At 50.8% G+C, this 24108-nt stretch carries 20 protein-coding genes; 11 read left to right on the forward strand and 9 right to left on the reverse strand.

The window, feature by feature from the left end:
* Positions 1 to 20: 20 nt before the first annotated feature.
* From IEY24_RS06975 to IEY24_RS06990, 4 genes are all read left to right on the forward strand, one after another.
* Positions 21 to 953 carry an RraA family protein gene (locus IEY24_RS06975; RefSeq protein ID WP_188929973.1) on the forward strand — a complete coding sequence of 311 codons (933 nt, stop codon included), beginning with the start codon at positions 21 to 23 and terminating at the stop codon, positions 951 to 953.
* A 55-nt stretch (positions 954 to 1008) separates the two neighbouring features.
* The gene (locus IEY24_RS06980; RefSeq protein WP_188929975.1) at positions 1009 to 2493 is read left to right on the forward strand and encodes a mandelate racemase/muconate lactonizing enzyme family protein; all 1485 of its coding nucleotides are present in this window, start codon (positions 1009 to 1011) and stop codon (positions 2491 to 2493) included.
* A gap of 84 nt (positions 2494 to 2577) precedes the next feature.
* On the forward strand, positions 2578 to 4845 hold the full coding sequence (locus IEY24_RS06985; RefSeq protein WP_188929977.1) for a cation:proton antiporter: 2268 nt from the start codon (positions 2578 to 2580) through the stop codon (positions 4843 to 4845).
* 210 nt (positions 4846 to 5055) lie between these two features.
* A complete protein-coding gene (locus IEY24_RS06990) occupies positions 5056 to 8328 on the forward strand; it encodes a cyclic nucleotide-binding domain-containing protein (RefSeq protein WP_188929979.1) in 3273 nt (1090 codons plus the stop codon).
* Here the strand turns inward: IEY24_RS06990 and IEY24_RS06995 are convergent.
* Genes IEY24_RS06995 through IEY24_RS07010 form a run of 4 tightly spaced genes read right to left on the reverse strand, consistent with a single transcriptional unit; the run spans position 8323 to position 11705 of the window.
* Entirely contained in the window at positions 8323 to 8910 is a 588-nt protein-coding gene (locus tag IEY24_RS06995) for an HD domain-containing protein (RefSeq protein WP_188929981.1), read from the reverse strand. The genes IEY24_RS06990 and IEY24_RS06995 overlap by 6 nt on opposite strands.
* A 2-nt stretch (positions 8911 to 8912) precedes the next feature.
* A complete protein-coding gene (locus tag IEY24_RS07000; protein ID WP_188929983.1) occupies positions 8913 to 9959 on the reverse strand; it encodes an adenylate/guanylate cyclase domain-containing protein in 1047 nt (348 codons plus the stop codon).
* Positions 9956 to 10327 carry a response regulator gene (locus IEY24_RS07005; RefSeq protein WP_188929985.1) on the reverse strand — a complete coding sequence of 124 codons (372 nt, stop codon included), beginning with the start codon at positions 10325 to 10327 and terminating at the stop codon, positions 9956 to 9958. Before IEY24_RS07005 ends, IEY24_RS07000 begins: the two co-directional genes overlap by 4 nt.
* A 16-nt stretch (positions 10328 to 10343) precedes the next feature.
* Positions 10344 to 11705 (reverse strand): sensor histidine kinase, encoded by a 1362-nt coding sequence (locus tag IEY24_RS07010; RefSeq protein WP_188929987.1) that lies wholly within the window; start codon positions 11703 to 11705, stop codon positions 10344 to 10346.
* Positions 11706 to 11922: 217 nt separating this feature from the next.
* Here IEY24_RS07010 and IEY24_RS07015 point away from each other — a divergent pair, with 217 nt between their 5' ends.
* From IEY24_RS07015 to IEY24_RS07040, 6 genes are all read left to right on the forward strand, one after another.
* Positions 11923 to 13179 (forward strand): TolC family protein, encoded by a 1257-nt coding sequence (locus IEY24_RS07015; RefSeq protein WP_188929989.1) that lies wholly within the window; start codon positions 11923 to 11925, stop codon positions 13177 to 13179.
* A 2-nt stretch (positions 13180 to 13181) separates the two neighbouring features.
* Positions 13182 to 14192: an efflux RND transporter periplasmic adaptor subunit gene (locus IEY24_RS07020; RefSeq protein WP_229221550.1), complete on the forward strand. Its 1011-nt coding sequence runs from the start codon at positions 13182 to 13184 to the stop codon at positions 14190 to 14192.
* A 12-nt stretch (positions 14193 to 14204) separates the two neighbouring features.
* The gene (locus IEY24_RS07025; protein WP_188929991.1) at positions 14205 to 14504 is read left to right on the forward strand and encodes a DUF190 domain-containing protein; all 300 of its coding nucleotides are present in this window, start codon (positions 14205 to 14207) and stop codon (positions 14502 to 14504) included.
* A 1-nt stretch (position 14505) separates the two neighbouring features.
* Positions 14506 to 17652 carry an efflux RND transporter permease subunit gene (locus IEY24_RS07030; RefSeq protein ID WP_188929993.1) on the forward strand — a complete coding sequence of 1049 codons (3147 nt, stop codon included), beginning with the start codon at positions 14506 to 14508 and terminating at the stop codon, positions 17650 to 17652.
* A 49-nt stretch (positions 17653 to 17701) separates the two neighbouring features.
* Positions 17702 to 18088 (forward strand): DUF5618 family protein, encoded by a 387-nt coding sequence (locus IEY24_RS07035; protein ID WP_188929994.1) that lies wholly within the window; start codon positions 17702 to 17704, stop codon positions 18086 to 18088.
* Between the two features lie 192 nt (positions 18089 to 18280).
* The gene (locus IEY24_RS07040) at positions 18281 to 18916 is read left to right on the forward strand and encodes a hypothetical protein (RefSeq protein ID WP_188929996.1); all 636 of its coding nucleotides are present in this window, start codon (positions 18281 to 18283) and stop codon (positions 18914 to 18916) included.
* Here IEY24_RS07040 and IEY24_RS07045 read toward each other — a convergent pair whose 3' ends face one another.
* The 3 genes from IEY24_RS07045 to IEY24_RS07055 all read right to left on the reverse strand — a co-directional run bounded on the left by IEY24_RS07045 (position 18917) and on the right by IEY24_RS07055 (position 21495).
* Complete coding sequence (locus IEY24_RS07045; protein ID WP_188929998.1) at positions 18917 to 19600, reverse strand: NAD-dependent epimerase/dehydratase family protein; 684 nt, start codon at positions 19598 to 19600, stop codon at positions 18917 to 18919. It abuts the gene before it with no gap.
* 58 nt (positions 19601 to 19658) lie between these two features.
* The gene (locus IEY24_RS07050; RefSeq protein ID WP_188930001.1) at positions 19659 to 20504 is read right to left on the reverse strand and encodes an oxidoreductase; all 846 of its coding nucleotides are present in this window, start codon (positions 20502 to 20504) and stop codon (positions 19659 to 19661) included.
* 88 nt (positions 20505 to 20592) lie between these two features.
* Positions 20593 to 21495 (reverse strand): helix-turn-helix domain-containing protein, encoded by a 903-nt coding sequence (locus IEY24_RS07055; protein WP_188930002.1) that lies wholly within the window; start codon positions 21493 to 21495, stop codon positions 20593 to 20595.
* A 201-nt stretch (positions 21496 to 21696) separates the two neighbouring features.
* Between IEY24_RS07055 and IEY24_RS07060 the strand changes: the two genes are divergently transcribed.
* Entirely contained in the window at positions 21697 to 22671 is a 975-nt protein-coding gene (locus IEY24_RS07060; protein WP_188930004.1) for a methyltransferase domain-containing protein, read from the forward strand.
* Between the two features lie 57 nt (positions 22672 to 22728).
* Here IEY24_RS07060 and IEY24_RS07065 read toward each other — a convergent pair whose 3' ends face one another.
* Together IEY24_RS07065 and IEY24_RS07070 are read right to left on the reverse strand one after the other, a co-directional pair.
* Positions 22729 to 23385 carry a metal-dependent hydrolase gene (locus IEY24_RS07065; protein ID WP_188930007.1) on the reverse strand — a complete coding sequence of 219 codons (657 nt, stop codon included), beginning with the start codon at positions 23383 to 23385 and terminating at the stop codon, positions 22729 to 22731.
* A gap of 75 nt (positions 23386 to 23460) precedes the next feature.
* A complete protein-coding gene (locus IEY24_RS07070) occupies positions 23461 to 24030 on the reverse strand; it encodes a Crp/Fnr family transcriptional regulator (RefSeq protein ID WP_188930009.1) in 570 nt (189 codons plus the stop codon).
* Positions 24031 to 24108: the final 78 nt, after the last annotated feature.

The following is a 24108-nucleotide window of genomic DNA, read 5'->3' on the forward strand; positions in this document are numbered from 1 at the left end:
TAACCCTTAATTATTCATTTATGCTTAAACAAACCTTGCTTGCAGGGGCGTTTGTGCTGGGAAGCCTTGCTTCCCACGCACAAGCGATCTCCCCTACTCCTGACCAGATTAAAGCCTACACCTCCGGCTGGAAAGGGGCACGATCGCCGGATGGCCGTCCGCACGTGTCGGATGCGATCCTGGCCCGTCTGAAAAACATTTCCATGGAAGAAGCCTGGGGCGTGCTGCGCAACAAAGGCTACCACAATCAGTTTGAAGGCGAATGGCAGCTGATCCACAACGACAGCACCATGACCGGCCGCGTGGTAACGGCGCAATACATGCCCGCCCGCCCCGATTTGCAGGACCTGGTGAAAGAAACCGGTAAAAAAGAAGGCCGCGTGCAAACCGGCGGTACCAACTCCTGGCCGATTGACGTGCTCAAAGAAGGCGATGTATACGTGGCCGACGGCTACGGCAAGATCGCCGACGGTACGCTCATCGGTGACAACCTGGGCAACTCCATTTATGCCAAATCCAAGCGCGGGGTAATCTTTTACGGCTCCGTACGCGATGTAGAAGGGTTGAGCGAGATCAACGGTTTCAATGCCTGGATCAAAGGTCAGGACCCTTCATATATTCAGCAAATGATGCTTACCAACATCAACACCCCGATCCGCATTGGTCGCGCGGTGGTACTTCCGGGGGATGTCGTTTTGGCTAAAAAATACGGGACGATCTTTATTCCGGCGCATTTGGTGGAAGATCTCGTGATTACTTCCGAGGTAACGGCCCTGCGCGACGAGTTCGGGCACCTACGCCTGCGCGAGGGCAAATACACGCCCGGGGAAATCGATACGAAATGGTCGGATGTGATCCAGAAGGACTTTTTGAACTGGGTAAATAATTACCCCGGCAAGTTGCCGATGACGAAGAAGGAGCTGGACGATTACTTGAAGGAAAGGAATTATTAGCGCGCGGTCCATAGTCGGCGGTCAAAACAAATCACGATACTAAACTCAAATCCCGATGAAAAACATTTTAAAGCAAATCATTGAATCGAATAAACAAGTTGAAAGCGCTGAAAAAGCGGTCGCAGCGGCAGAAATTGCTAACCCTGCTACCGGGGATAGCCGTCGTAATTTCTTGCGCAAAACCGCGGTAGGCGGCATTGCGTTAGGGGGTTTCATGTCGATGTCGACCGAGGATACCATTGCGCAAGCCACTTCCAAAGTAAGCCGTGCTTCCAAACCTTCGGAATTGAAAATCACCGACTTGCGGTATTGCATTGTACAGAATGTGGGCCGGACGCCCATTATCCGCATCGATACCAACCAAGGGATTTACGGCCTTGGCGAGGTGCGCGACGGCGCCGACGAGCGTTATGCATTGTTCCTCAAAAGCCATTTGTTAGGCCAAAACCCCTGCAATGTGGAGCAGCTGTTCAAATCGATCAAGCAGTTTGGTTACCATGGCCGTCAGGCGGGTGGCGTGTGCGGCGTGGAAATGGCGCTCTGGGACCTTTGTGGAAAGGCTTACGGCGTGCCATGCTGGCAGCTGCTCGGCGGTCGCTACCGCGATAAGGTTCGCTTGTACGCGGACACGCCCGAGTCGAACGATATCAACGAGTTTAAGCAAAAGATCAAATTCCGTACGCAGGACCAGGGCTACACGTGGTTGAAAATGGATATTTCGATCGGAATGCTACGGAACAATGAAGGCAGCGTTGTGAATAACAAGGTGTGGGGTGGCGGTTTCTCCCAATGGGCCGGCGATTACCATTCCTATGCCAATACCAAACACCCTTTCACCGCGATCCAGATCACACCGAAAGGATTGGAAGAAATGGCAAAAGTAGTGGAAGAAGTGCGCGGCGTGGTCGGATATGAGATACCGCTTTCTTCCGACCACTACGGCCATTTTGATCTTAACAACGGCATTCGCCTTGGAAAAGCGCTCGACAAATACCGCCTCGCGTGGTTCGAAGACATGGTGCCCTGGGAATACACCGATCAGTGGAAAACCATCTCGGATGCGCTGGAAACGCCGACGCTCACCGGCGAGGACATTTACCTCAAAGAAGGTTTCAAAGCATTGATCGAACAGCGCGCGGTAGACATCGTCCACCCCGATTTGGCTTCGTCGGGCGGCTTGCTTGAAACGAAACGTATCGGCGATTACGCTGAGGATCATGGCATTGCGATGGCGATGCACTTCGCCGGTACGCCGGTAAGCTTTATGGCCAACGTGCATTGCGCAGCCGCCACGCAGAACTTCCTGGCATTGGAACACCATTCGGTGCATGTGCCGTGGTGGGAAAGCCTCGTGAAAACCACCGACGGTCGCAAGCTGATCGACAAAGGGTATGCGCCTGTGCCTTTGGAAGCGCCCGGCCTCGGCATCGAGCTCGTTGAAGAAGAGGTTAAAAAACACCTGCATCCGAAGGACAAATCGTTCTTCGCCCCAACGCCCGACTGGAACGAAAAACGTTCGCACGACCGTCTTTGGAGCTAGGTTTTTGAAAAATGGTAGGGCGCGAAGTCCTACCATCTTTCGCCTTAATTCAGTATTTTGCGCGCTTCACTCTCATATGTACTGATGAAGAACATTCGCAACGTACTCTTTTACTGCATTACAATCGGAATATTCGCAGCCCTGCTCTACTTCTTTATCCGACAGGGCACATTCCTCGAAAAAGCCGGCCAGATTCCTCAAAAAGCACAAAGTATATCCTCCTGGGAGCAATTCACCGATACCTTCGGGCACAACCTCACCCACCCGCTCGCCACGCTCCTCGCCCAAATCGTCACCATTATCATCGTCGCCCGCCTGTTTGGCTGGATTTGCAAAGCCATCGGCCAGCCGACAGTGATCGGTGAGATCGCTGCGGGTATTTTCCTGGGGCCGTCGGTGCTCGGGATGTTCTACCCGGAAGTTTCCGCTTTCATTTTCCCCAAAACCTCGTTGAGCAACTTGCAGTTTCTCAGCCAGGTAGGACTGATCCTTTTCATGTTCATCATCGGCATGGAGCTGGATCTCAAAGTGCTGAAAACCAAGGCGCAGGAAGCGATCGTGATCAGCCACGCCAGCATTATACTGCCGTTTGCGTTGGGCGTAGGGCTGGCATTATACCTCTACACCGACTTTGCCCCCGAGGGCATTAACTTCCTGTCCTTCGCCCTTTTCACAGGTATTGCGTTAAGTATCACCGCATTTCCGGTCCTTGCACGCATTGTGCAGGAGCGCGGGCTCTCCCGTACGCGCCTGGGCATGATGGTGATCACCTGCGCGGCCACCGACGATATTACCGCGTGGTGCATCCTCGCGGCAGTGATCGCAATCGTGAAGGCCGGCGAATTTGTGAGCGCGATCTATACGATCATCCTTTCCGTTGCATATGTATTGCTGATGCTGCAATTGGTAAAACCGATGCTGAAACGCATTGGCGACCACTATGCTTACCGTGAGGGACTTACAAAGCCGGTAGTGGCGCTGTTCTTCGTCGTGCTGCTCGTTTCTTCCTATCTCACCGAGGTAATCGGCATTCACGCGCTTTTCGGGGCGTTTATGGCCGGGGTGATCATGCCTGCGAACCAACGTTTCCGCAATATTTTTATTGAGAAAGTAGAAGACGTGGCACTGGTGCTGCTATTGCCGCTTTTCTTTGTTTTTACGGGTTTAAGAACCCAGATAGGCCTGCTGAATGATCCGCATCTTTGGTATGTCACCGGGCTCATCATCGCGGCGGCGGTGATCGGTAAGTTCGTCGGAAGCGCCGTAGCGGCATTGTTTGTGAAGCAGTCGTGGCGCGACAGTCTTATTATCGGCTCGCTGATGAACACCCGCGGACTGGTGGAACTGGTGGTGCTCAATATTGGGTACGACATCGGCGTACTCTCGCCTCAAATCTTCACAATGATGGTGATCATGGCCCTCGCAACAACCTGTATGACAGGCCCCGCCCTAGACCTGATCGACAAATTCCTCCCCGCACCGAAAGACGACCTCCATCCGATACACGAGCCGTCGCGTTTTTCGGTACTCATTGCATTCGCAAGTCCGCAGGGCGGCCGCAAAATGCTTCGCCTGGCCGACAAACTGGTTTCCAAACAACCTGATGAGCAAAACATTACCGCATTGCACCTTTCGCCGAGCAGCTATCTCAACCAGGTCAATACCGAAGAATACCAGTACGAAACCTTCCGACCGATCAACGAAGAGGCCCACGAGCTCAATACTTCTTTCACGTCGCTCTTCAAACCATCGCAGAGCATCGAGCACGATATTATCGAAACCGCTAACGACGGCGATTTCGATATGCTGATGATCGGGATCGGCAAATCGGTGTTCGAAGGTACTTTTTTGGGGAAAATATTGGGTTTCACTTCCAAATTCGTTAGCCGCGAGCGCCTTTTCGATACCATTACCGGTAAGGAAAAGCTCTTCCACTCCGATGTTTTCGACGAACGGACGACGCACATCATCAGATCGGTGAAGGTGCCCGTCGGCATTCTGATCGAAAAAAATCTCGAACAGGTAAAGAATGTTTTCATGCCGCTGTTCACGCCGGAGGACCGCCGCCTGCTCCCATTCGCCGAGCGCCTTTCTGTCGTAAACGGCTTGCAAATGACGATCATGGACCCGTCGCAGACCGTAAGCCAGCACGTCGAAACCGGTGAGGCCTTGGATGCATTGCAGGAAAAATCGCCTGAAAACGTGACCATGCTTTACGAAAACGTGCTTGAAAAGGACTTTCTGCAAAGTCAGGACCTGATGGTGATCAGCCTCGAAAGCTGGATCAAAGCGGTGGAGTCGCACAGCGTGTGGCTTTCGTACTCCCCCTCCGTGCTGATCATTCGGGGCTGAGGATCCGCAGTTTATGTCAAATGTGCCTATGGTGGCAGCCTGAGCGTACGGGGCCGCCCGGCGATCGAAGGCCGTTTGCGCTATGCAAATGATGTTTCGACCGCCCGGCGGCCCGGTTCGCTCTTATTTAATACCTCCTTCACCCAAACGGGTTTTTAAAAGGAATAATAAGTGTTTATTTTACAGTAGCGACGCTAGCATTCCAACTCTATGATCCCATTTTTAAGCCAAAACCGGTTTACGAAGTCCATTAACCCGCAAACAATCCTTTTCTTTTTCCATAATTTCTTTACGAACGTCGGTACCACGCTGGTTTACGTTTCGGCTAATGTGCTCCTGCTGGAAAACCATCCAGAATACTCGCTGCCGCTCGCCTACATCGCCGCGGCCCTTGCCGTGATGGCCTCGGGAAAAGTTTATGAGTATTTCGAACACCATCTTCTGCTCAAAAAGCTGAGCCTTGGAACGATGCTTTCGGCATTGTTTATGGTGATCGTCGTGATCGGTTTGTTGCTGCTCGGGCATGGCGTAGCCACCGCCATTGCCGTGATGGTGGGTTACCGGATCGTTTACCTGCTTATCAACCTGGAATTCTGGGGCTTATCCGCATTGGTTTTCGATGTGCGTCAAAGCAAGCGGCTGTTCAGCGTGATCGGCTCGGGCGATATGCCTGCCAAAGCGCTTGGTGCGGTTCTTGCCGTGCTAATCCATTCCCCGTCGGTACTGGCAATACTGCTCGTTATCTCGCTGATTTTTTTCGCATTGGCATTCTACACGCAGATCCTCACATTCCGACATACCGATATTCCCAACCCGCACCACGCACGCACCAGGCAAACGAATTCCGATTCCCGCATTATCCAGAAATACTTTGGAGGCAACAAGCTGCTGACTTCGCTATGCATAGGCATGGTCGCCATTGCGGCCACCGCGACCTGGATCGAGTACCATTTTTTTGTAAACGTCAAATACAAATTCCATAGCCAGCACGACGTGATCTTTTTCGTGGGTTCGCTGCTCACGGCCACTTATGTGATCTCGACGTTCGTGAAAATGCTGTTTTCGAGTAAAACCGTGGAGCGATTCGGGATTAAAGTCACATTATACCTGCTGCCGCTGACGACCATCGCCATTTCCCTGGGTTTGCTCGTATCGTCCTATTTCCGCAAAGACGAGCCTTCGCTGCTGGTTTACTATTGCATTGCTTATTTGCTTTTCGAACTGGTAAGAAGGACTATTTTCGACCCGGTTTTCCTTGTTTTGTTCCAACCGCTTTCCACCAAAACCCGTTTGAAAGGTCACACGCTAGCGAAAGGCCTTTTTGAGCCGCTTGGGATGCTTATCGCGGGTGTTATGCTCTGGATCGTCTACACGCAGCATTGGAGCGATATCAGCCTCACATTCGACCTGTCGCTGCTTTTCGCGGTCGGTGCATTGCTGGTGTTCCGGAAAACCTACCAGCACTACATGCAGGAACTGAAATCGGCGATCAGCAAGCGCTTCATCCGCAGCGGCGAAATGGCCTCCCCTGCCGAGGCATTGCCGATTATCACCGAAAACCTGCAAAGCGACCGTAAGGAAGAGGTTCTGAACGCGATCGACTGGCTGGCAAGAAACAAAATATCGCTGTTCCGCAAACATGCCGGCGAGCTTTTGAAAAACCCTTTTGTACAGGTAAGGTTGAAGACTTTGCAAACACTTTCGGCACTCGATAAACCCGAGCTTTCGGGTTCATTTATCTCTTACATCGAAAACGAACCTGATGCGACATGCCAGGTGCTGGCCGTACGGCTGGCCTGCGCCAATGGGAGGCTTTCCGAGGAGGAACTCGCCCGTTTCCTCGCACACCAGGATCTGGACATTGTAAAAGGCACCATTATCGGGTGCTGGGAGGCAGGAAAAGCATTGCCGTTAATACACGGAACCCTGCAAAGACTTTTCGGCTCGGAGCAGGAAGGCCACCAGCTCGCAGCGCTCGACTGCCTGAAAGTAACGGGCATTCATTCGTACGAAAACCTGCTCAAAAGCTGCATTCACAACGGCTCGCAACGCGTGCGCAACTATGCGATAGAAGTAGCGGCGACCGTAGGCTCTCCTGCCCTTTTACGGGATCTCCGTCTCGTGCTCACAGGCACATTGACGCCCTCGACCATCCATGCGCTGATCAATTCCGGTGACCTCGGCATCCGCATTATCGAGGAGTGGTTGCAGCAGGATACCGCCGGGGATCGCATCAGGACGTTTATTAAAACAGCTGAAAAAGGCAGGCATGAATTTATACTTCAAATACTTTTTAACCTTATTAAAAATATTTACCAGCATAAATTTTTAATTAATACTGAAAACACCACTAGTATTAAAAGTAAAGAAAGTAATTCCCATACCAATCATATTGACAGTTTCATCCATATTGCGGCTTTGAAACCACTTAGCAACTACACATTAATAGCTGATTACAAAGTACTTATACCAGAATTTGTGGAAAAAGAGCTCATCCATGCCGGGCAATTGCTCAACGGAATGGATGCTTCTGAAAACGATATTGTATGGAACAATGCCCTGGAATATGAGTTGGAATTAACCGCGCAACGGCTGTTCTACCTCTTCATGATGCAGTACGACAAGGAGGCTGTGCAGAGTGCCTGGAAGGGAATCCGCCATGCCGGCAAAGAGAAACGCGCCAATTCGCTCGAATTGATCGAGAGCTTTTTGCCGCGAATGCTGTACCCATCGCTGCATGCGTTGTTTGAGAATATACCGATCCAGAGAAAGCGCGACGCGTTGCGTCAGTATATGGGCAATATGGATCCGGGCCTGTCGCTGATCACCACCATCCTGTCACAGGAGGAGCGGTCGTTCACAACCTGGACCATCGCGCTGGCTGTCGGCAAATGCGACATTGCCGAGGCCGATTTGATACATCTCGAAAAGCTCTCCCACCATTCATCACGCCTGATACGCGAGGCCGTGCAAGAAAAATATGCCATCCTCGCCCGGCGCCCCGAACTTAAATTCTCGCTTCGAATCCCTATGAAACACGCCGAACCCACCCAGCAGATTTCCGAAATGGAAAGGGTGATTGTCCTTAAAAACACCCAGCTTTTCGCGCAGACGCCCGAGAATGTCCTCAGCTCCATTGCACCGATCATGAGAGAGGTGACTTACAGTGACGGGCAGGAGATATTTGCGAAAGGCGACCTGGGCGATTCGATGTACATCATTTACACCGGCCAGGTAGGCATTTACGACGGTCCGAAACAGCTTGCATTGTTCGATAAGGGAGAGATTTTCGGGGAGCTCGCATTGCTGGATACAGAGCCACGCTCGGCAACTACTGTGGCAGAAACCGACACGCTCGTATTCCGCATCGACCAGGAAGATTTCTTTGAACTGATGGAAGAACGCGACGAGATCCTGCGCAACGTGCTGCGCATCCTATGCCAGCGGATCCGCGTGCAGAATGAAAAAATGCGCCAGTTATAAGGCGCGTGCCTTGTTTTTGAGGTGTTGGAGATGCCGTTGCTTGACGGCATCCCGACGCTTCTGCTCCGAAGCCGTCCAGTAGGAATGTGCTTCCAGGAACCTGACCTGCACCGCATCCCACGCAGGAATGTCCTCCACCATATCCCTCGCTTTCAATTCCTCGAATAATGTGGCTGCAATGCCCTGGAAATCGTCGCGCCCGAGGTAATCCAGGTCGGCGTCGCAAAGGATCATTTCCAGCGCATTTTGGGGGCTTTGCGGGATCTTTGTTGCCATAATCATCCCGCAGATTGTTTCTGTTTGATGTTCGGTGTAGCCAAAACCGGGCAAGACCTCCCGCGCGAGCAGGCAACCCGCTTCCTCATGGCCCTGGTAGACGGTCATGAAGCCACTGTCGTGGTAAAATGCGGCGGTACGAAGCAATAACAGGGATTCCTCGTCGGTAACGCCTTCCGACGCTGCTATTTCTGCTGACGCATTCACAACATCGAGCGTGTGGTGGATTCCGTGATAAAAAAGCGTGCGGTCGAGCCGGTTTTCTAGCTGTCCGAGCACGTATTGTTCAGCCTTTTCGATTTGCATGGCTATTCGAGTACTTCGTAGATCAACACGGGGTTCGATTTGTTTTTGAGGTTCACCTCGCCGACCAAGCTGCATTGGAATGCTTCTTTGAGCTTTTCATAGGCCGAATCCGGCACGACCACCTGCCCCGGTTTGGCAATGGATTGAAGTCGCTGAGCCACATTCACCACGTCGCCGATCACCGTGTAATCCAACCGCTTCAATGCAGCCGAACCGATATTACCCGACACCATTTCACCGGAATTAATCCCTATCGAAACTTTGGGGTGGTAACCGGATTGATCCGACAATTCTTCCTTGAAGCCGTTAATATGGTTGCGAACTGCGAGCGACGACTCCACGGCGCGGTCGAGGTGGTAATCCCCGCGGAAAACCGCCATGACGGCGTCGCCCATGAACTTGTCGACGTGTCCGCCCTGCGCGATGATTTCCTTCACCATCACATCAAAATACTTGTTGATGAGCTTCACGACGCGATCCGGCTGCTCTTTCTCGGATATAGCTGTGAAGCCGCACATATCCATAAAAACGACGGTCCCTTCGATATTTTCGCTCGTCATGAGCGACTTTTCGAAGGTTTCCTGGGTCATGAATTGCAGTACCGAGGCATCCACATACATTCTCAGGATATCGTTTTCACGAACAGCTTTCAATGTTTCCTTCAACTGGGCTACGTATTGAAGCGTTTTCTCCATCGTGACTTCCAGATCGCGGAAATCGATCGGTTTAGTCAGGAAATCGAATGCACCGCGGTTCATGGCCGTACGGATATTGTCCATATCGCCGTAGGCCGACACGATCACGGATTTCAACAGCGGACTCATTTCACCGAGCCGTACGAGCAAAGTCAGCCCGTCCATTTCGGGCATATTGATGTCGCTCAGCACCATATCCACGTCGGGATGCTCGACGAGCACTTCGAGCGCTTTCAGGCCGTTTTCAGCGAAAACGAATTCATATTGCTGTTCGCGGATGTGTCGCCTGAACTTTTGTTTGATGAGCAGTTGCAGGTCGGCCTCGTCGTCCACTACGAGTATTTTGGCTTTCATAACAGGAGTAGTTTCTCTTTCAATTCGTTAAAATTGACGGGTTTCGTCAGGAAATCGTCGGCACCAAGCTGCATCGCCTGGTCGTGGTTGGCGGCGTCGCCGTAAGCGGTGATCATCATCACCTGCGGGGGGGCCGAGGGATGATCTGTGCGAATGCGTTTCAGCAGCTCGATACCGCTCATTCCGGGCATATTAATGTCCGAAAGGATCATGACTACTTCCGAAGGATGGTTTTGCATGTATTCCAGCGCTTCCTCGCCTGAAAATGCGAACGAAAACTCGAACTGCCCGGCGCGGATCTCGCGGCGGAATTTCTGCTCAAAAAGCGATTTAACGTCTTCCTCGTCGTCTACAACCAGTATTTTCATGTTTGGTTAAGGTTAATCAGGCGATGGGCAAGGTAATGCGGAATTCGGTTTTTTCACCTTCCAAGCTATCCACTTCGAGCACGCCTCCGTGGCCGTTGGTAATGATGTCGTAGCTCATCGAAAGTCCTAAACCGGTACCCTGACCGGTTGGCTTGGTTGTAAAAAACGGCTGGAATATCTTTGCTTTCACGTGTTCCGGCATGCCCGTTCCATTGTCTGAAACCCTGATATATAGTTTGTTATCGAATTTTTTAGTACTGATTTTAACCTCCGGCTTGTAGTCGCCCAGTTGGCCTGCCTCGGTGAGTTTCCGCTTTTTCTCAGCAACGGCATAGAATGCATTGGTAAACAGGTTGAGGAAAACACGGCCCAGGTCCTGTGGCAGCACATTGACGGTCCCGATCGTCGGGTCGAAATCGGTGACTAACGCCGCATTAAACTCCTTGTCTTTCGCGCGCAGGCCGTGGTAAGCGAGGCGCATATACTCGTCTGCGAGCGCATTCACCTCCACGGACTCCTTCTCGCCCGACGACGCCCGCGAATGTTGCAGCATTCCCTTCACGATCGAATCGGCACGTTTACCGTGGTGCGTGATTTTCTGCTGGTTCTGGCTCAGGTCGCTGATGATACCTTTGATATAATCCTTGTCATTATCGTCGATACCCGTCTTATCGATCTCCTCTTCCAGCTCCTGACAAAGCTCTACCGACACTTCCGAGAAATTATTTACAAAATTCAGCGGGTTCTGTATCTCGTGCGCTATACCCGCCGTGAGCTCGCCCAGTGAAGCCATTTTTTCGCTCTGTATCAATTGATTCTGGGTTGCTTTCAGTTCTTCGATTGCCTTTTGAAGCTCTTCTTTCTGTTGGGTCAACTCCTGCGTTCGTTCTGCCACCAGGTATTCCAAGGATTGCTTCTGTTCTCGCGCGAGCTCCTCGTCACGAAGGCGGTCGCGCCGCTCCTGTGCCAGAACCTTCTGTTGCTTCCTGGCATAAAACCAAATCACGAAGCAGAAAATCCATGCAAACAAAATAGCCATGCCGAAAATGTCGTCATAGCTTTTGTGAAATTTAGGAAAGAGCAGCTCGATGATGTCGCTCAGCATGGATACGCCCACAAACGGGACAATCGACTGAACAGTAGTGCGTATGGGCTGAAAATCCTCCTCCTTGTAAAAAAACCACAGTAAGCCCAGCAGCGACAGATTCCAAACCCAGGTAAACATCTCGGGCTGCCTTCCTATGTAGTAAATCGCCACCAGGCCCAACACGTAAAAGCGGGCATACTTGAAGAAGTTGGCCCATTTAGGCAGCTTGTCGGTGTGCTGCATGGCTGAATGGGCAAATTGAACGAGAAAGAAGGCAACGATGAAATGCATGTAGAGATGTTGTAATAGTAGTTCTGTTTTACTATTATTCCTTAACAATTGGCAAAGTACTTATTTTCCCTCAAATATCGGTTGTGCCCGAAACTGTCGTGAAAGCGTCGCTCTAATTTATTTCTAACCGAATTTTAATGACTTTATAAAACAGTTTTAATACCATTTTTAGCACAGCTGAGAACCTTTGCCCGCAGGTAATTCAAACTAAACGAACATGTGCTATCCAGTTTTAAAACGGGTTCTCATCCTGGTGATGGTGGGAATGGCGTCTGCAAGGGCTCAGACAACCTACAATTTGCAGCAAGCCCTCCAAACGGCAAAGTCCAATAACCCCATCCTGAAACGCGAGCAATTCAATGTCGACATTTCGCAGGCCGACATTACTACCGCGCAGCTCCGCCCCAATGTGATACTGAACAACCAGTCATTACAGCTGGTGCAGTCGTCCAAATTCCCCGAGAACACCGGGTGGCTCAACGGCGCCAACCGGCAAATCTGGTGGCAGGTAACCAAGCCTTTTCAGTTGCCTGTACAGAGAGAGAACAAGATCAATTTCGCACAGCAAAATGTCAGGCTCACCCAAAAGCAGTATGCAGACACGGAACGTCATCTGTTTCAGACAGTTGCACAGAAATGGCTGGATGTTTGGGCAGCCCGCAAGCAACTCGATTTATTGGGCACAGCGAAGGCCAATATCGATTCGCTGGCCAATATCAACCGCCTACGTGTAAAAAACCAGGTGATCACCACCACCGACCTCGCACGCACCGAACTGCTCGCGAACCAGTACGACATTCAGCTCAAATCGGCATCGCAGGAATACCGCAATCAGCTTTCCAATCTGAAATTCCTGATGGGCGTGCAGGACTCGATCCGGATCGACACGACCGACCAGTTTGCATTTGCATTCCCAGATCAGATGGACGCTATCGTGGAGCAGGCATTACAGAACCGTACCGATATCCAGGCCATCAAATCGACGATGGACGTGGCCGACGCGAATATCAAGCTGCAAAAATCGAGCGCATTGCCGGTACCGGAACTCGGGCTTATCTACAACCCGCAGAACAAGGCGCATTACATGGGCGTGTACGGCACCATTGAAATACCCATTTTTTCAAGGAACCAGGGCGAGATCAAAAAGTCGCAGGTGCTGAAACAACAAGCCGAGCAGGATTTGCGCGCCACCGAAACGCAGGTACAGACGGAAATCATGACGGCCTATAAAAGCTATATCACTCACAGACAGAACTTACAGAATTTCAATCAGTTACTAACTCAATCCCAAACAATCCTGAACAGTGTTAAATATTCTTACCTCCGTGGCGGGACGACAATCATCGACTTCCTGGAAGCCCAGCGCAGCTGGCTCGATACGCAGCAGCAGTATTACGACGTCCTCGGGCAGTACCGCCAGAGCTACATCGACCTCCTTTACGCATCCGGAATGATCAATCAAATCGCGCAATAATCATGAAGAACATACTCGTTTGCACCTGCCTGGCCATGACATTGATGGCAGGTTGCAAGAACAAAGCCGCTAACAAACCCGTACAGGACAATTCCTCGCCGGTGGTGAATGCCTCGGGCACCAAAATATCGTTTCCACTGGCCGAAAGCGCGAATTTTTTCCAAACTGAAAAGATATCCAGTTCCTCGCTCATGGCGAATGTAACCGCACCTGCGAAGGTTTCCGCTACCGTTCTCCGTTCGAATGAGGGGGCTTCGGGCAACATTGTGATATTCGATAACCCCGAGCTTGCGGGCAATTATACCCAGCTCTTGCAGCATCTGACGATGATCAACCAGATCCAGAATATCAATATCCGTCAGCGCAAGACAGAACTGTCTCGGATTAAGGACTTGCAGGAACATGGTGCCGCTACCGGCAAGGACCTGCTCGAATCACAGACTGCTCTGGCGATGGAAGAAACCAATCTGATCAACGAGCGTTCGGCCATTATCGAACACGAAACGAAGCTCAAAGCAGGCGGTTTTGAACCCAAACAACTCCGCACCGCGCCTGCGGGCACCGCGTACATCATCTGCGACGTGCCCGAGAGCGACATCAGCCAGGTGAAAAAAGGCGGTAAATGCACCATTCAGTTCACCGCTTTTCCGAACGAGGACTTCACCGGTACCATCGACGACATCGCCGACCTGGTGGATCAAACCACCCGGATGATCAAGCTGCGCGTGAATATTAATAACTCCAATGGCAAGCTGAAAGCCGGGATGTTTGGAACGGTCGCATTCGGCCTGAGCGAAGGTAAAAGACTCAGTATCAATAAAGATGCATTGGTAACTGTGCAAGGCCGCAACTATGTGTTTTTAAAAACCGCCCCGCAGGTTTTCGAGCGCCGCGAAGTGAATATCGGCGACCAAATCGGCGACCGCATTGTGGCATTCAGCGGCCTGAAAGACGGTGAAAATGTGGTGACCAAGGGCGTCATGCAACTCAAAGGTTTATCGTTCGGCTATTAACCCCCTCCGGATATGCTTCAAGCCCAGATCTTCATCAGTGCCGATCACTGGAAGGACGAAATACCGCTATTTGAATACATTATGCAGTTTCTGGTTAGACAGAAAGTGCAGGGAGCCACAGTGTATCGCGGCCGCCTAGGCTTCGACGGCAAGCACCTGAGCCGCCCCAACGACCTGTTCAGTTTCGACGAAACACCCATGGTCATTTCCTTTATAGACGAGGAAGAAAAAGTTAAATCCGCATTGACATTACTCCGTAAAGAGGTGAAAAGCGGGTTTATAGTTACCAACCATGTAGACAAGTGGAATTAAAATGATCAAGAACCTGCTTTTTTTCAGCCTTCGCAACCGATGGGTCGTGATCGCTGTGAGCGTAGTGCTGATGGGCGCCGGATTCTGGTGCTTCACACAGCTCAAAATAGAGGCTTACCCCGATATTGCCGATACTAACGTGATCGTGGTAGCCCAATATCCAGGCCGCGCCGCCGAGGAAGTGGAACAGCAAGTGACGGTTCCCATTGAAAGAGCCCTGCAAAACACCCCGAACGTGCTCGACAGACGCAGCCGGACCATATTCGGACTGTCGGTAGTGCAGTTGACATTTAAAGACGGCACAGACGATTATTTCGCCCGTCAGCAGGTTACCGAACGGCTTGCTTCAGCTGAGCTGCCGGATGGCGTTGCACCCGAGCTCGCCCCTTTGTCGACTGCGGTAGGTGAAATCCTCCGCTACGTGGTGGAAGCGCCGTCGAGTTACAGCCCTACCCAGCTCCGCGATTTGCAGGATTGGGTGATCAAGCCCGCATTGCTGCAAGTGCCTGGTATTGCCGATGTGACTACTTTTGGCGGTCCATTGAAACAGTTCCACATCATTACCTCGCCTGAAAAGCTGGTGAAATACGGCTTGTCGATGCAAAATGTGATCGACGCCATCAATGCAAACAACCAGAACACCGGCGGGAATGTGATTGCACGCGGTGGCCAGGGCTTTGCTATTCGGGGACTTGGGGCCATTAAAAATGAGCTGGATATCCAGAATATTGTGTTGAAATCTGACAATGGAGTGCCTGTATTTGTACGGGATGTCGCCACTGTTGAGATCACCCCTCCTCCTCCAAGCGGGGTGATGGGTTACACCATAACCGCTGATAAAGTGGACGTTAGCAGCGGCGTTGAGGGCATTATCCTGCTCCGTCGCTACGAAAACCCAAGCGAGGTTTTGAAGGTATTGAAAGAAAGAATCGCCGACCTCGAAGCGAGCGAACTGCCCGAAGGCGTGCATTTGAAACCGCTTTACGATCGCAGCTTTCTGATCGACCATTCGCTTGAAACCGTCGCGCATACGCTGTTTGAAGGAATTTCAATCGTTGTAATCCTGCTGATCTTTTTCCTTGGCAGCATCCGGAGCGCACTGGTAGTGGCGCTTACGATTCCGTTCTCTTTGTTGTTTGCGTTTATATTAATGCGGTTGACAGGCATTCCGGCGAACTTGCTTTCGCTCGGTGCGATCGACTTCGGGATCATCGTCGACGGTGCCTGTGTGATGGCCGAACATTTGATTCGCAAATACCGGACTGCCAGCCCCGAGGAAAAACAGCAGGGTATCGTCAAAATTACATTGCTATCCGCCCAGGAAGTGGGTCGCGAGATCTTCTTCTCAGTAACCATCATCATCCTCGCGTACATGCCTATCCTGCTCATGACGCGCGTGGAAGGCAAGCTTTTCTCACCAATGGCGCTGACGCTCGCATTCGCCGTGATCGGTTCGATGCTGGCCGCGCTGACGTTCATTCCCGTACTCATTTCTTTTGCCTACAAAAAAGCATTGTCTAATCCCGACAAGCCGATGAAAGAGCATAAGAACTTTGTTCTGGACTTTCTTACAAAGTCCTATACCAAAGCATTGGGCGGCTTTTTGAAGAACTATAAAATCACTGTCCTCGCAGGTTTCAGTGTCGTGATCGTGCTTGTTTTGTTCGGGTTAAAACTGGGAACCGAGTTTTTGCCGACCCTCGATGAAGGCTCGATATTCCTCCGTGGCAACTTCCCGGCGGGTATTACCATCCAGGAAAACGCGAGCTATGCGCCGAAAATCCGGAAGATCATTGCCAAATACCCGCAAATATCGTTCGTGATCACCCAAACCGGCCGCAACGACGACGGTACCGACCCATTTCCTGCGAACCGAAACGAAATCCTCGTGGGTTTGAAGGATTATGACCTTTGGAGTAAAACAATCTCCAAAAAAGAACTGGTAGAAAAGATTAAAGCAGACTTGCAAGCCCAACTCCCGGCCGTTGCATTTTCGTCCGGCCAGCCCATTATCGACCAGGTAATGGAGATCGTAACCGGCAGCGCGGCAGATCTGGCAGTTTCGGTTGTTGGCGACGATTTGAATATGATGCGCAAAAAAGCCGAAGCCATTGCGAAAATCGTGAAAGCTACCCCGGGTGCCGACAATGTCAATATAGAGCAGGAAGGCCCTCAGGAACAGCTGGCGATCAACATCAACCGGCAGGCAGCCGCTCGCTTCGGGATCAATGTCGCCGATATTCAGAACATGATCGAGGCGGCAATTGGCGGCAAAACGATTTCCACGCTTTACGACGGTACCAAGCGGTACGACATTGTGATTCGCTTCCTGCCCAAATACCGGAATTCCATCGACGCGATCAAGAGCGTGCAGGTACCCTCGCTCACAGGCGCGCTCATCCCCATGAGCCAGCTGGCCGACATTCATTTCATTGAAGGTCAAACCAATATCTATCGCTACGGCAGCAAACGGATGGTCACAGTCCGCACCAACATCCGTGGCCGTGACCAGGGTGGTTTCGTGAAAGAATTGCAGAAAAAACTCAATGCGCAGGTCCACGTGCCAAAAGGTTACAGCATCATCTACGGCGGCCAGTACGAAAACCTTGAACGCGCGGGTAAGCAGCTGGCATTCACCATTCCGCTGACCATTGTGATGGTGTTCCTGTTCCTCTTTATGTTGTTCAAAAATCTTCCGCACACGATGGTGACGATGAGCTGCATTCTTTTTGCCCTGGGAGGCGGTATTGTGGCATTGCTCATGCGGGGATATTACTTCAACGTGTCGGCCGGTGTGGGTTTCGTGAGCATATTCGGGATTTCGGTGATGGCCGGCGTGCTGCTCGTCTCCGCATTGAACCGCACGACGCAAGCCCGCGAAAATTCATTGGAACACGATGTGCTGGAAGCTTCCTCCGAACAGCTCCGTGCCATGCTTTCCATCCTCGTCGTGGCCATTATCGGCCTGGTACCCGCCGCTATTTCGTCCGGCATCGGTTCCGACGTGCAGCGTCCGCTGGCGACCGTGATTATCGGCGGTTTGACAAGCACATTGCTTTTCGCCCCGATACTCCTTCCACCGCTCTATTTGTGGACAGAAAAACGGCGTAAACCGCAGAAACCGAGAGAAGTGCTCGAATTGGAATAGGGGTCCGAAAGTGCTAAATTTGTTTTAAGTCAAATAAAAATACTGCACTATGAAAGAGAAAAACCCTGTCCTGGAAGCGAAACGCTATGTAGAAAATGCGCGGACTATTTTGAGAGAAAAAGCTATTAAGGAGAATGATCGGTATACCGATCGGAAGTATGTCAAACTGGCCGGTCACGCCGCATATACAGGCGTACTGGTTGCGCTTGATGGCTTCTTTGGAATCACAACTAAGAAACAGAAGGACGCTAATTGGTACAAAGAGCAACTCGCCTCAGTAGATAAAAAAGTGTTGGGCAATTTTGTGGACGCATACGAACTCCTGCATTTATATATGGGATACGACGGGACGCAGAACGCCACCGTTGCGCAACAGGGCATTCAACGCGCCGATGAAATCATCCAGTGGGTAGAGCAGCGAACTGCCACTTGCTAACTTTTAGATTGCCGATAAAAAAGTGAAGCCGGATCCAGCGATGGGTCCGGCTTCGTTGTTCTACAAGCTCAGTATTTCAGCCTTATAATAATTATCCGGTGGATAAAACGGCCGTTTTTAGTTAAATTCCCTAAGTCTTATGTCCTTATCGGCACAAGGCAAACTCAGCTATACACTTTAAACTATCCTTACATGCAGCAAAAACGCTACCTCCTCTGCTTAATGCTCCTTACCGGCCGCATTGCCGCTGCGCAGGCTCCGGATTCCATCCCCGGGGAATACCATTTGCAGGGCGTGATGGAAACCGCTTCCGCCATTTTGCTTAAACCCGACAGCACTTTCGAGCTTTATTTCTCTTACGGCGCCATGGACCGCCAGGGCCACGGCAAATGGCAGGTTCAGAACGGAAGTATTGTGCTCAACAGCCGCCCGAGACCCGAACGCGATTTTGCATTAGTTGCCAGCAAAGCTGCTTCTGACGACTTTACTACCGTCAAAATCGTCGACAGCAACCAGCAGATCCTGCCATTTTTCGAAGCCCTGATCCGAACCCCCGGAGGCGAAAAGTATGGCAAAATGAACCAGGAAGGCATATTTCAAATTCCCAAGACCAAAACGACCGGTATCGACCTGTTCTTTACGTTGGCTCCGGAACGTTACAGTTCATTCCCTGTGCAGTCCGAAGACAACTATTTCGAGTTCCGCATTGAGCCCTGGATTATAGAAATTTTCGTCGAAAATATCGTTCTGAAACCCGAAAAAGACGGCCTGAAAGGGGAACATCCACTTCTTAAAGGCGATGCGTTTTCCTACGAAAAAATGAAGTGATCAAACGTATTGCCTGTCTCCTACCAGATTGATATCCTTCACTTCGAGGATATTCTTGTCGTAGCCGTATTTTGTAACATTGATCATCGCCTTTGCAACTTGTTTCAGCGTAGATGCGCTGTTAGGGAATACCGCTTTCAAAATCGGATACAGCCAGCCGACGTATTTATACAAGCTAAGCAGGTTTTTCTGTCCCTCGGTAGCTTTCATGAACCCCGGGCGGAATGCAAACACCTGATCGAAAGGTAGTTTCCGCAAATCATTTTCCGTTTTGCCCTTCACCCTCGCCCACATAATGCTGCCTTTTTCTGTGCTGTCTGTGCTTGCTCCTGAAACATAGCAAAAGGTCATGTTAGGATTTTGTCGGCTGAGCACTTCGGCTACGTGCAGAGTCAGATCGTAGGTGATGCGCCGGTATTCCGGCTCCTTCATACCTACCGACGATACACCCAGGCAGAAATAGCAGGCATTATAGCCTGTCAACTGGCCCTCTATCGCCGAAATATCGTGAAAGTCCTTGTGTACAATCTCTGTAAGCTTCGGGTGATCCATTCCGAGTGGACGCCGATTGATAATAAGAACCGCCTCCACGTCCGGGTTTTCCAGACATTCGAGCAGTACCCCCTCACCTACCATACCCGTCGTCCCGGTTACGATTGCCTTTATTTTTCCTTCAACGGCCATAGTTTGTCTGATTTTCAAGTGCTGTTAATGCCGCAAGATAAGGATATTTTAAAGTCACTCAGGCGTCGAAATCTGTGGAAACGGATACCGATTTCCAGTTTTCCAGTTCTTCCGAAAAAGTAGCAATTTTTGCTTTTGCCAAACCATAGGCATCTTCCCCAAGGACCAAATGCAACGGCGGATTGGCCTCTCCCGTAATGCGGATCATCGCATCGGCGGCTTTATCCGGATCGCCCGGCTGCTGGCCGTTGATTTGCTGCTGGTGCAATGCCTCCGAATCACGTACCTTTTGATAATCCGCAATGCCGTTTTTAGGTGTTACAAATGATCCGGCGGTGAGGAAATCGGTGCGGAAATAGCCTGGTTCGACGATCGTCACTTTCACACCAAAATCCGCCACCTCAGCCGCAAGCGACTCGGAAAGCCCGTTTACGGCAAACTTGGTAGCGCAATAGATCCCGAAGCCCGGAAATGAACCCGTAATGCCGGCGATCGACGAAATGTTGAGGATATGCCCCGACTGCTGCGCACGCAAATGCGGCATCGCGGCGCGGATCACATTGAGTGTACCAAACACATTCACATCAAAATTTCCGCGCGATTCGGCGTCCGAAAGCTCTTCCAGGCTGCCCGCTAACCCATAGCCCGCGTTGTTCACTACCACGTCTATACGACCGAACGCAGCCCGTGTATCGGCGATCGCCTTACACACGCTTTCCTCGTCGGTAAGCGACACGCTGAGGGGTAAAAATTGCTCTCCTGTGGCTCCCACGGCAGTTTTCAGCTCATCGATGGAGCGAGATGTTGCGGCTACGGCAAACCCGTTTGCCAATAATTTTTGCACAAGTGCCAGTCCCAGGCCTTTGGAGGCACCGGTAACAAACCATACTTTTCTGTTTTCCATTATTCCTTTGTTGATTGTTTTAATATGACAAAGGTAACATGGGCAGAACGCGCCGGCATTGCGCGGCTCAAACAGATACTTGCAAAATTCAAACAATCCTGAAAGCGGATGGTGTCTGACTGGTCTGTTTCCTGAAAAAATTATTGAAATGGGATGGCTCTTCGAAGCCGAGACAATAGCTGATCTCGGAGATATTCCAGTTGGTATGCCGCAAAAGCGCCTTCGCTTCGGAGGTAATGCGCTCAGCGATGTGCGTTGTCGTTGTTTTACCGGTCGTTTCGCGGATTGCACGGTTCAAATGGTTCACATGCACCGAGAGATGCCGGGCAAAGTCGTTGGCCGAACGCAATGCAAACCGCTGCGACGGCGCCTCGATCGGGAACTGGCGTTCCAGCAATTCTGTAAATACGGCCGTAATCCGCGAATTTGCGTTGGGGTGCTGATACAATGCTTCACTGGGCTGCATTTTAAGTGCATAATGTATAAGCTCCGTTACGTAGTTTCTCAGCAAATCATATTTAAACGGGTAATCGGAGGCAATCTCTCCTAACATTTTTTCAAAGATCTCGCTTACGTGCGTATCCTGGATGTCGTTGAGAATATAGGACGGTCGTCCACCAACGGCAAACATGGGCAGATCCGACACATTGCCGCGTAGTTTCTCCGAGAAAAAACCTTCTTTAAAAATGCAGAAATACCCGGTAACCGTGTCGCAGGCGGCTTCCCAGGTATAGGGAACCGTGGGGTTGAAGAACATGAGGGCAGTACCGTCGAGTTCGAGGCTTTTGTCCGCGTAGTGGTAAATATTCTTGCCACGGATCAGCGCGATCTTGTAGAAGTCCCTGCGGCTGTACCGTGCTGGTACCGGGTTGATCATGTAGTTCCCTCCCATCGAAAATACATTGAAATGCCCGATATCCTGCTGCAAATTGTCCGGCAGCCAGTTAAACTTGTATTGATAGAATTCTTCGAGTGATTCCGGTTTCTCCATGCGGCTAAGTTACGAAAATCAAATAGAATAGTTTATAGACCGGCGGCAATCGTCCGTGGCCAGTGGTCTGTTTCCCGCTTTACAAATCATTTAATTCATTTACCCCGGGCTTATAGAACAGTACTTTTTTCTAAATTGAGCTTTCTTAGCTAGGTTTAGACTTAGTCTTTAATCACACACCACAATCATTTTCATCTTCTCATGACATCTTTCAGTCCACTGCTTACCGAGCAACTCGAAAACGGCACACTAGTTTGTCCTTTATGTTTGTCTCCGTTAAAAATCGTTGACGAAAGCATTTACTGCACCAACACAAAGTGCTCGCATTCGACCATCGAAATACCACTGATACAGAAGAAGATACCTATACTCCTTAATTTCGGGGAAACCATCCTTAACAAGGAATCGCTGCTTGCAACCGGGGGCGAAAGCCTTATTCCCCGGAGCGGCAACAAGTACGACGCGATCAAGAAGATATTTTGGGGAAGCGGCGATAAAACAAAGCGGAACCTGGCACAATTCCTCGAAAACGTGCCTAAATATGCCGGCAAAAAATCGACGGTACTCATTATCGGCGGGGGCGCCGTCGGGAATGGAGCCGAGGGAATGTACGATGCAAAAGACATCAATGTGCTGTCATTCGATATTTATGCCTCTTCCAACACCGATTTCATTGCCGATGGCCACTCACTCCCTATTGCCGACAACAGTATCGACGGGATCTGGATCCAGGCGGTACTCGAACACGTCATGTACCCGCAACGGGTGGCAGCCGAAATCCACCGAGTACTCAAAGCGGATGGTGTCGTGTATGCAGAAACGCCTTTCCAGCAACACGTGCACGAGGGACCGTACGACTTCACCCGCTTCACCGAAAGCGGTCACCGCCTGCTTTTTAAAGATTTCAAACTGCTGGATTCCGGCTTCCTGACCGGCATTGGCACCGTCCTGCTTTGGAACGTGCGATATGCGGCCTGGGGACTTACCCGGAGTAAAAAAGTCGCCATCGTGGTAGCCATGGTATTTAGCTGGATCAGGCTTTTCGACCATCTCGTACCGGATTCATTTAATGTCGATACGGCCAGCGGCGTGTATTTCCTTGGCCGCAAGGACCCTAATCACACGTTCAGCGATAAGGATATTATCACGCATTATAAGGGATTTCAACGGAAATGAATTTTTGACGGCTGACCGCCGAACATGAATCGGCGGTCTGTTGTCGGTAATCGGTCATCAAATAGTCTCCCGGTTCTGATCAGTAAAATACGCCAGTCCCAATACAATCGCCTGCAAAACAACAAATGAGCCAAGCAACGCCGGGATAGAATCTTCCGGCGGCGGACCGAACATGTTAAAAATTTCGGCGATTACGAAGAAGCCGATCAGCGAAAAAAGGCCCCATTTGCCTTTGCCGTTGATAGCCCGGGTGTTTTTAAAGTAGATCCAGACACCGGCGATGAAAATGGCGCTTTCGACCAGCATGGTAAGCGGCAAGGAGTTCCAGAGGCCGATACCGACTTTAATACCACCAAATGGAGTAAGCGGAAGGTCTGGAACATGGACGATGAAGTCGAGAAACCAGTGGCTAAGTACAGCCAGCCCAACGATAATCGAACTGCGGATGTCTTTTTGGAATAACCAGTAAATACCCCCACAAACTAGCCCCCAAACGACGCCCATGACCAGGCTATGGGTGAACGGATAATGTACAAATTCAAATGGAGTTACCGCTGTAAACCCGGGATGGATTTTCACCTTTTCGACATCCAATAAAAGCAGGAAGGGCCAGAGAATATCGACAAACTCCACGGCGACGAAGAGCGTCAGGAGCGATACTTTTGGAGCGATTTTTTTTGCCCCGAATGCTAAACCATAATGACCTAGAAACATAACACAGGTGGTTAATTAATGACCTTACAAAGGTATCCGGGCCATTTCCGAACGCACTTGACCTAGATCAAGAAATCAGCTGAGCTGCTTACGGCGGATACGACTGATGGTTTCAGGCGTCATGCCGAGCATGGAGGCGATGTATTGCAGTGGTACCTGGGTGAAAATGTCGCGGTGGCTTTCGAAAAGCAGGTTGTAACGCTGTTCGGCCGTCATGGAAAGGAAGGAAAATACACGGTCTTCGAGCGTGGTGAAGCAATGCGCGATGAAAAGTTTCTCGGTGACCGGCCATTTGGGAATATAATCTCCGAGACGGTCGTAATCATGTTTTTCGATGGTATACAGCGTTGTGTCGCAAAGCGCCTGGATGTTCCAGCGGGCAGGATTGGCAAACACAAGGCTCGACAGATCGGTTACGAAATAGCCCTGCGTGCATATCCATTGCGTCACTTCGCGGTCTTCCAGATCCACATAAATCCGCAGCAAGCCCGATTTAATAAAGCTCAGTTTATTGCAAAGTTTCCCGGTTTTGAGGTAGTAATCCCCTTTTTTCAGTATTTCGGGCTTGAAAAACGAGGCAACCCTGGACAGGTCCGTTTGGTCGAAATCGAAATAGGTTTGCAGGTAGTGTTCAAGATCTGTCATAATGCGCTGAAATCGGTCGTAAATGTAGCAAAGATCGGCTGTCGGCACGGCCGTTATCGCACAAAAGTGTCCGAATGC

It is taken from the genome of Dyadobacter endophyticus, from assembly GCF_014641595.1.
In the GTDB taxonomy this organism is placed as follows: Bacteria; Bacteroidota; Bacteroidia; order Cytophagales; family Spirosomataceae; genus Dyadobacter; species Dyadobacter endophyticus.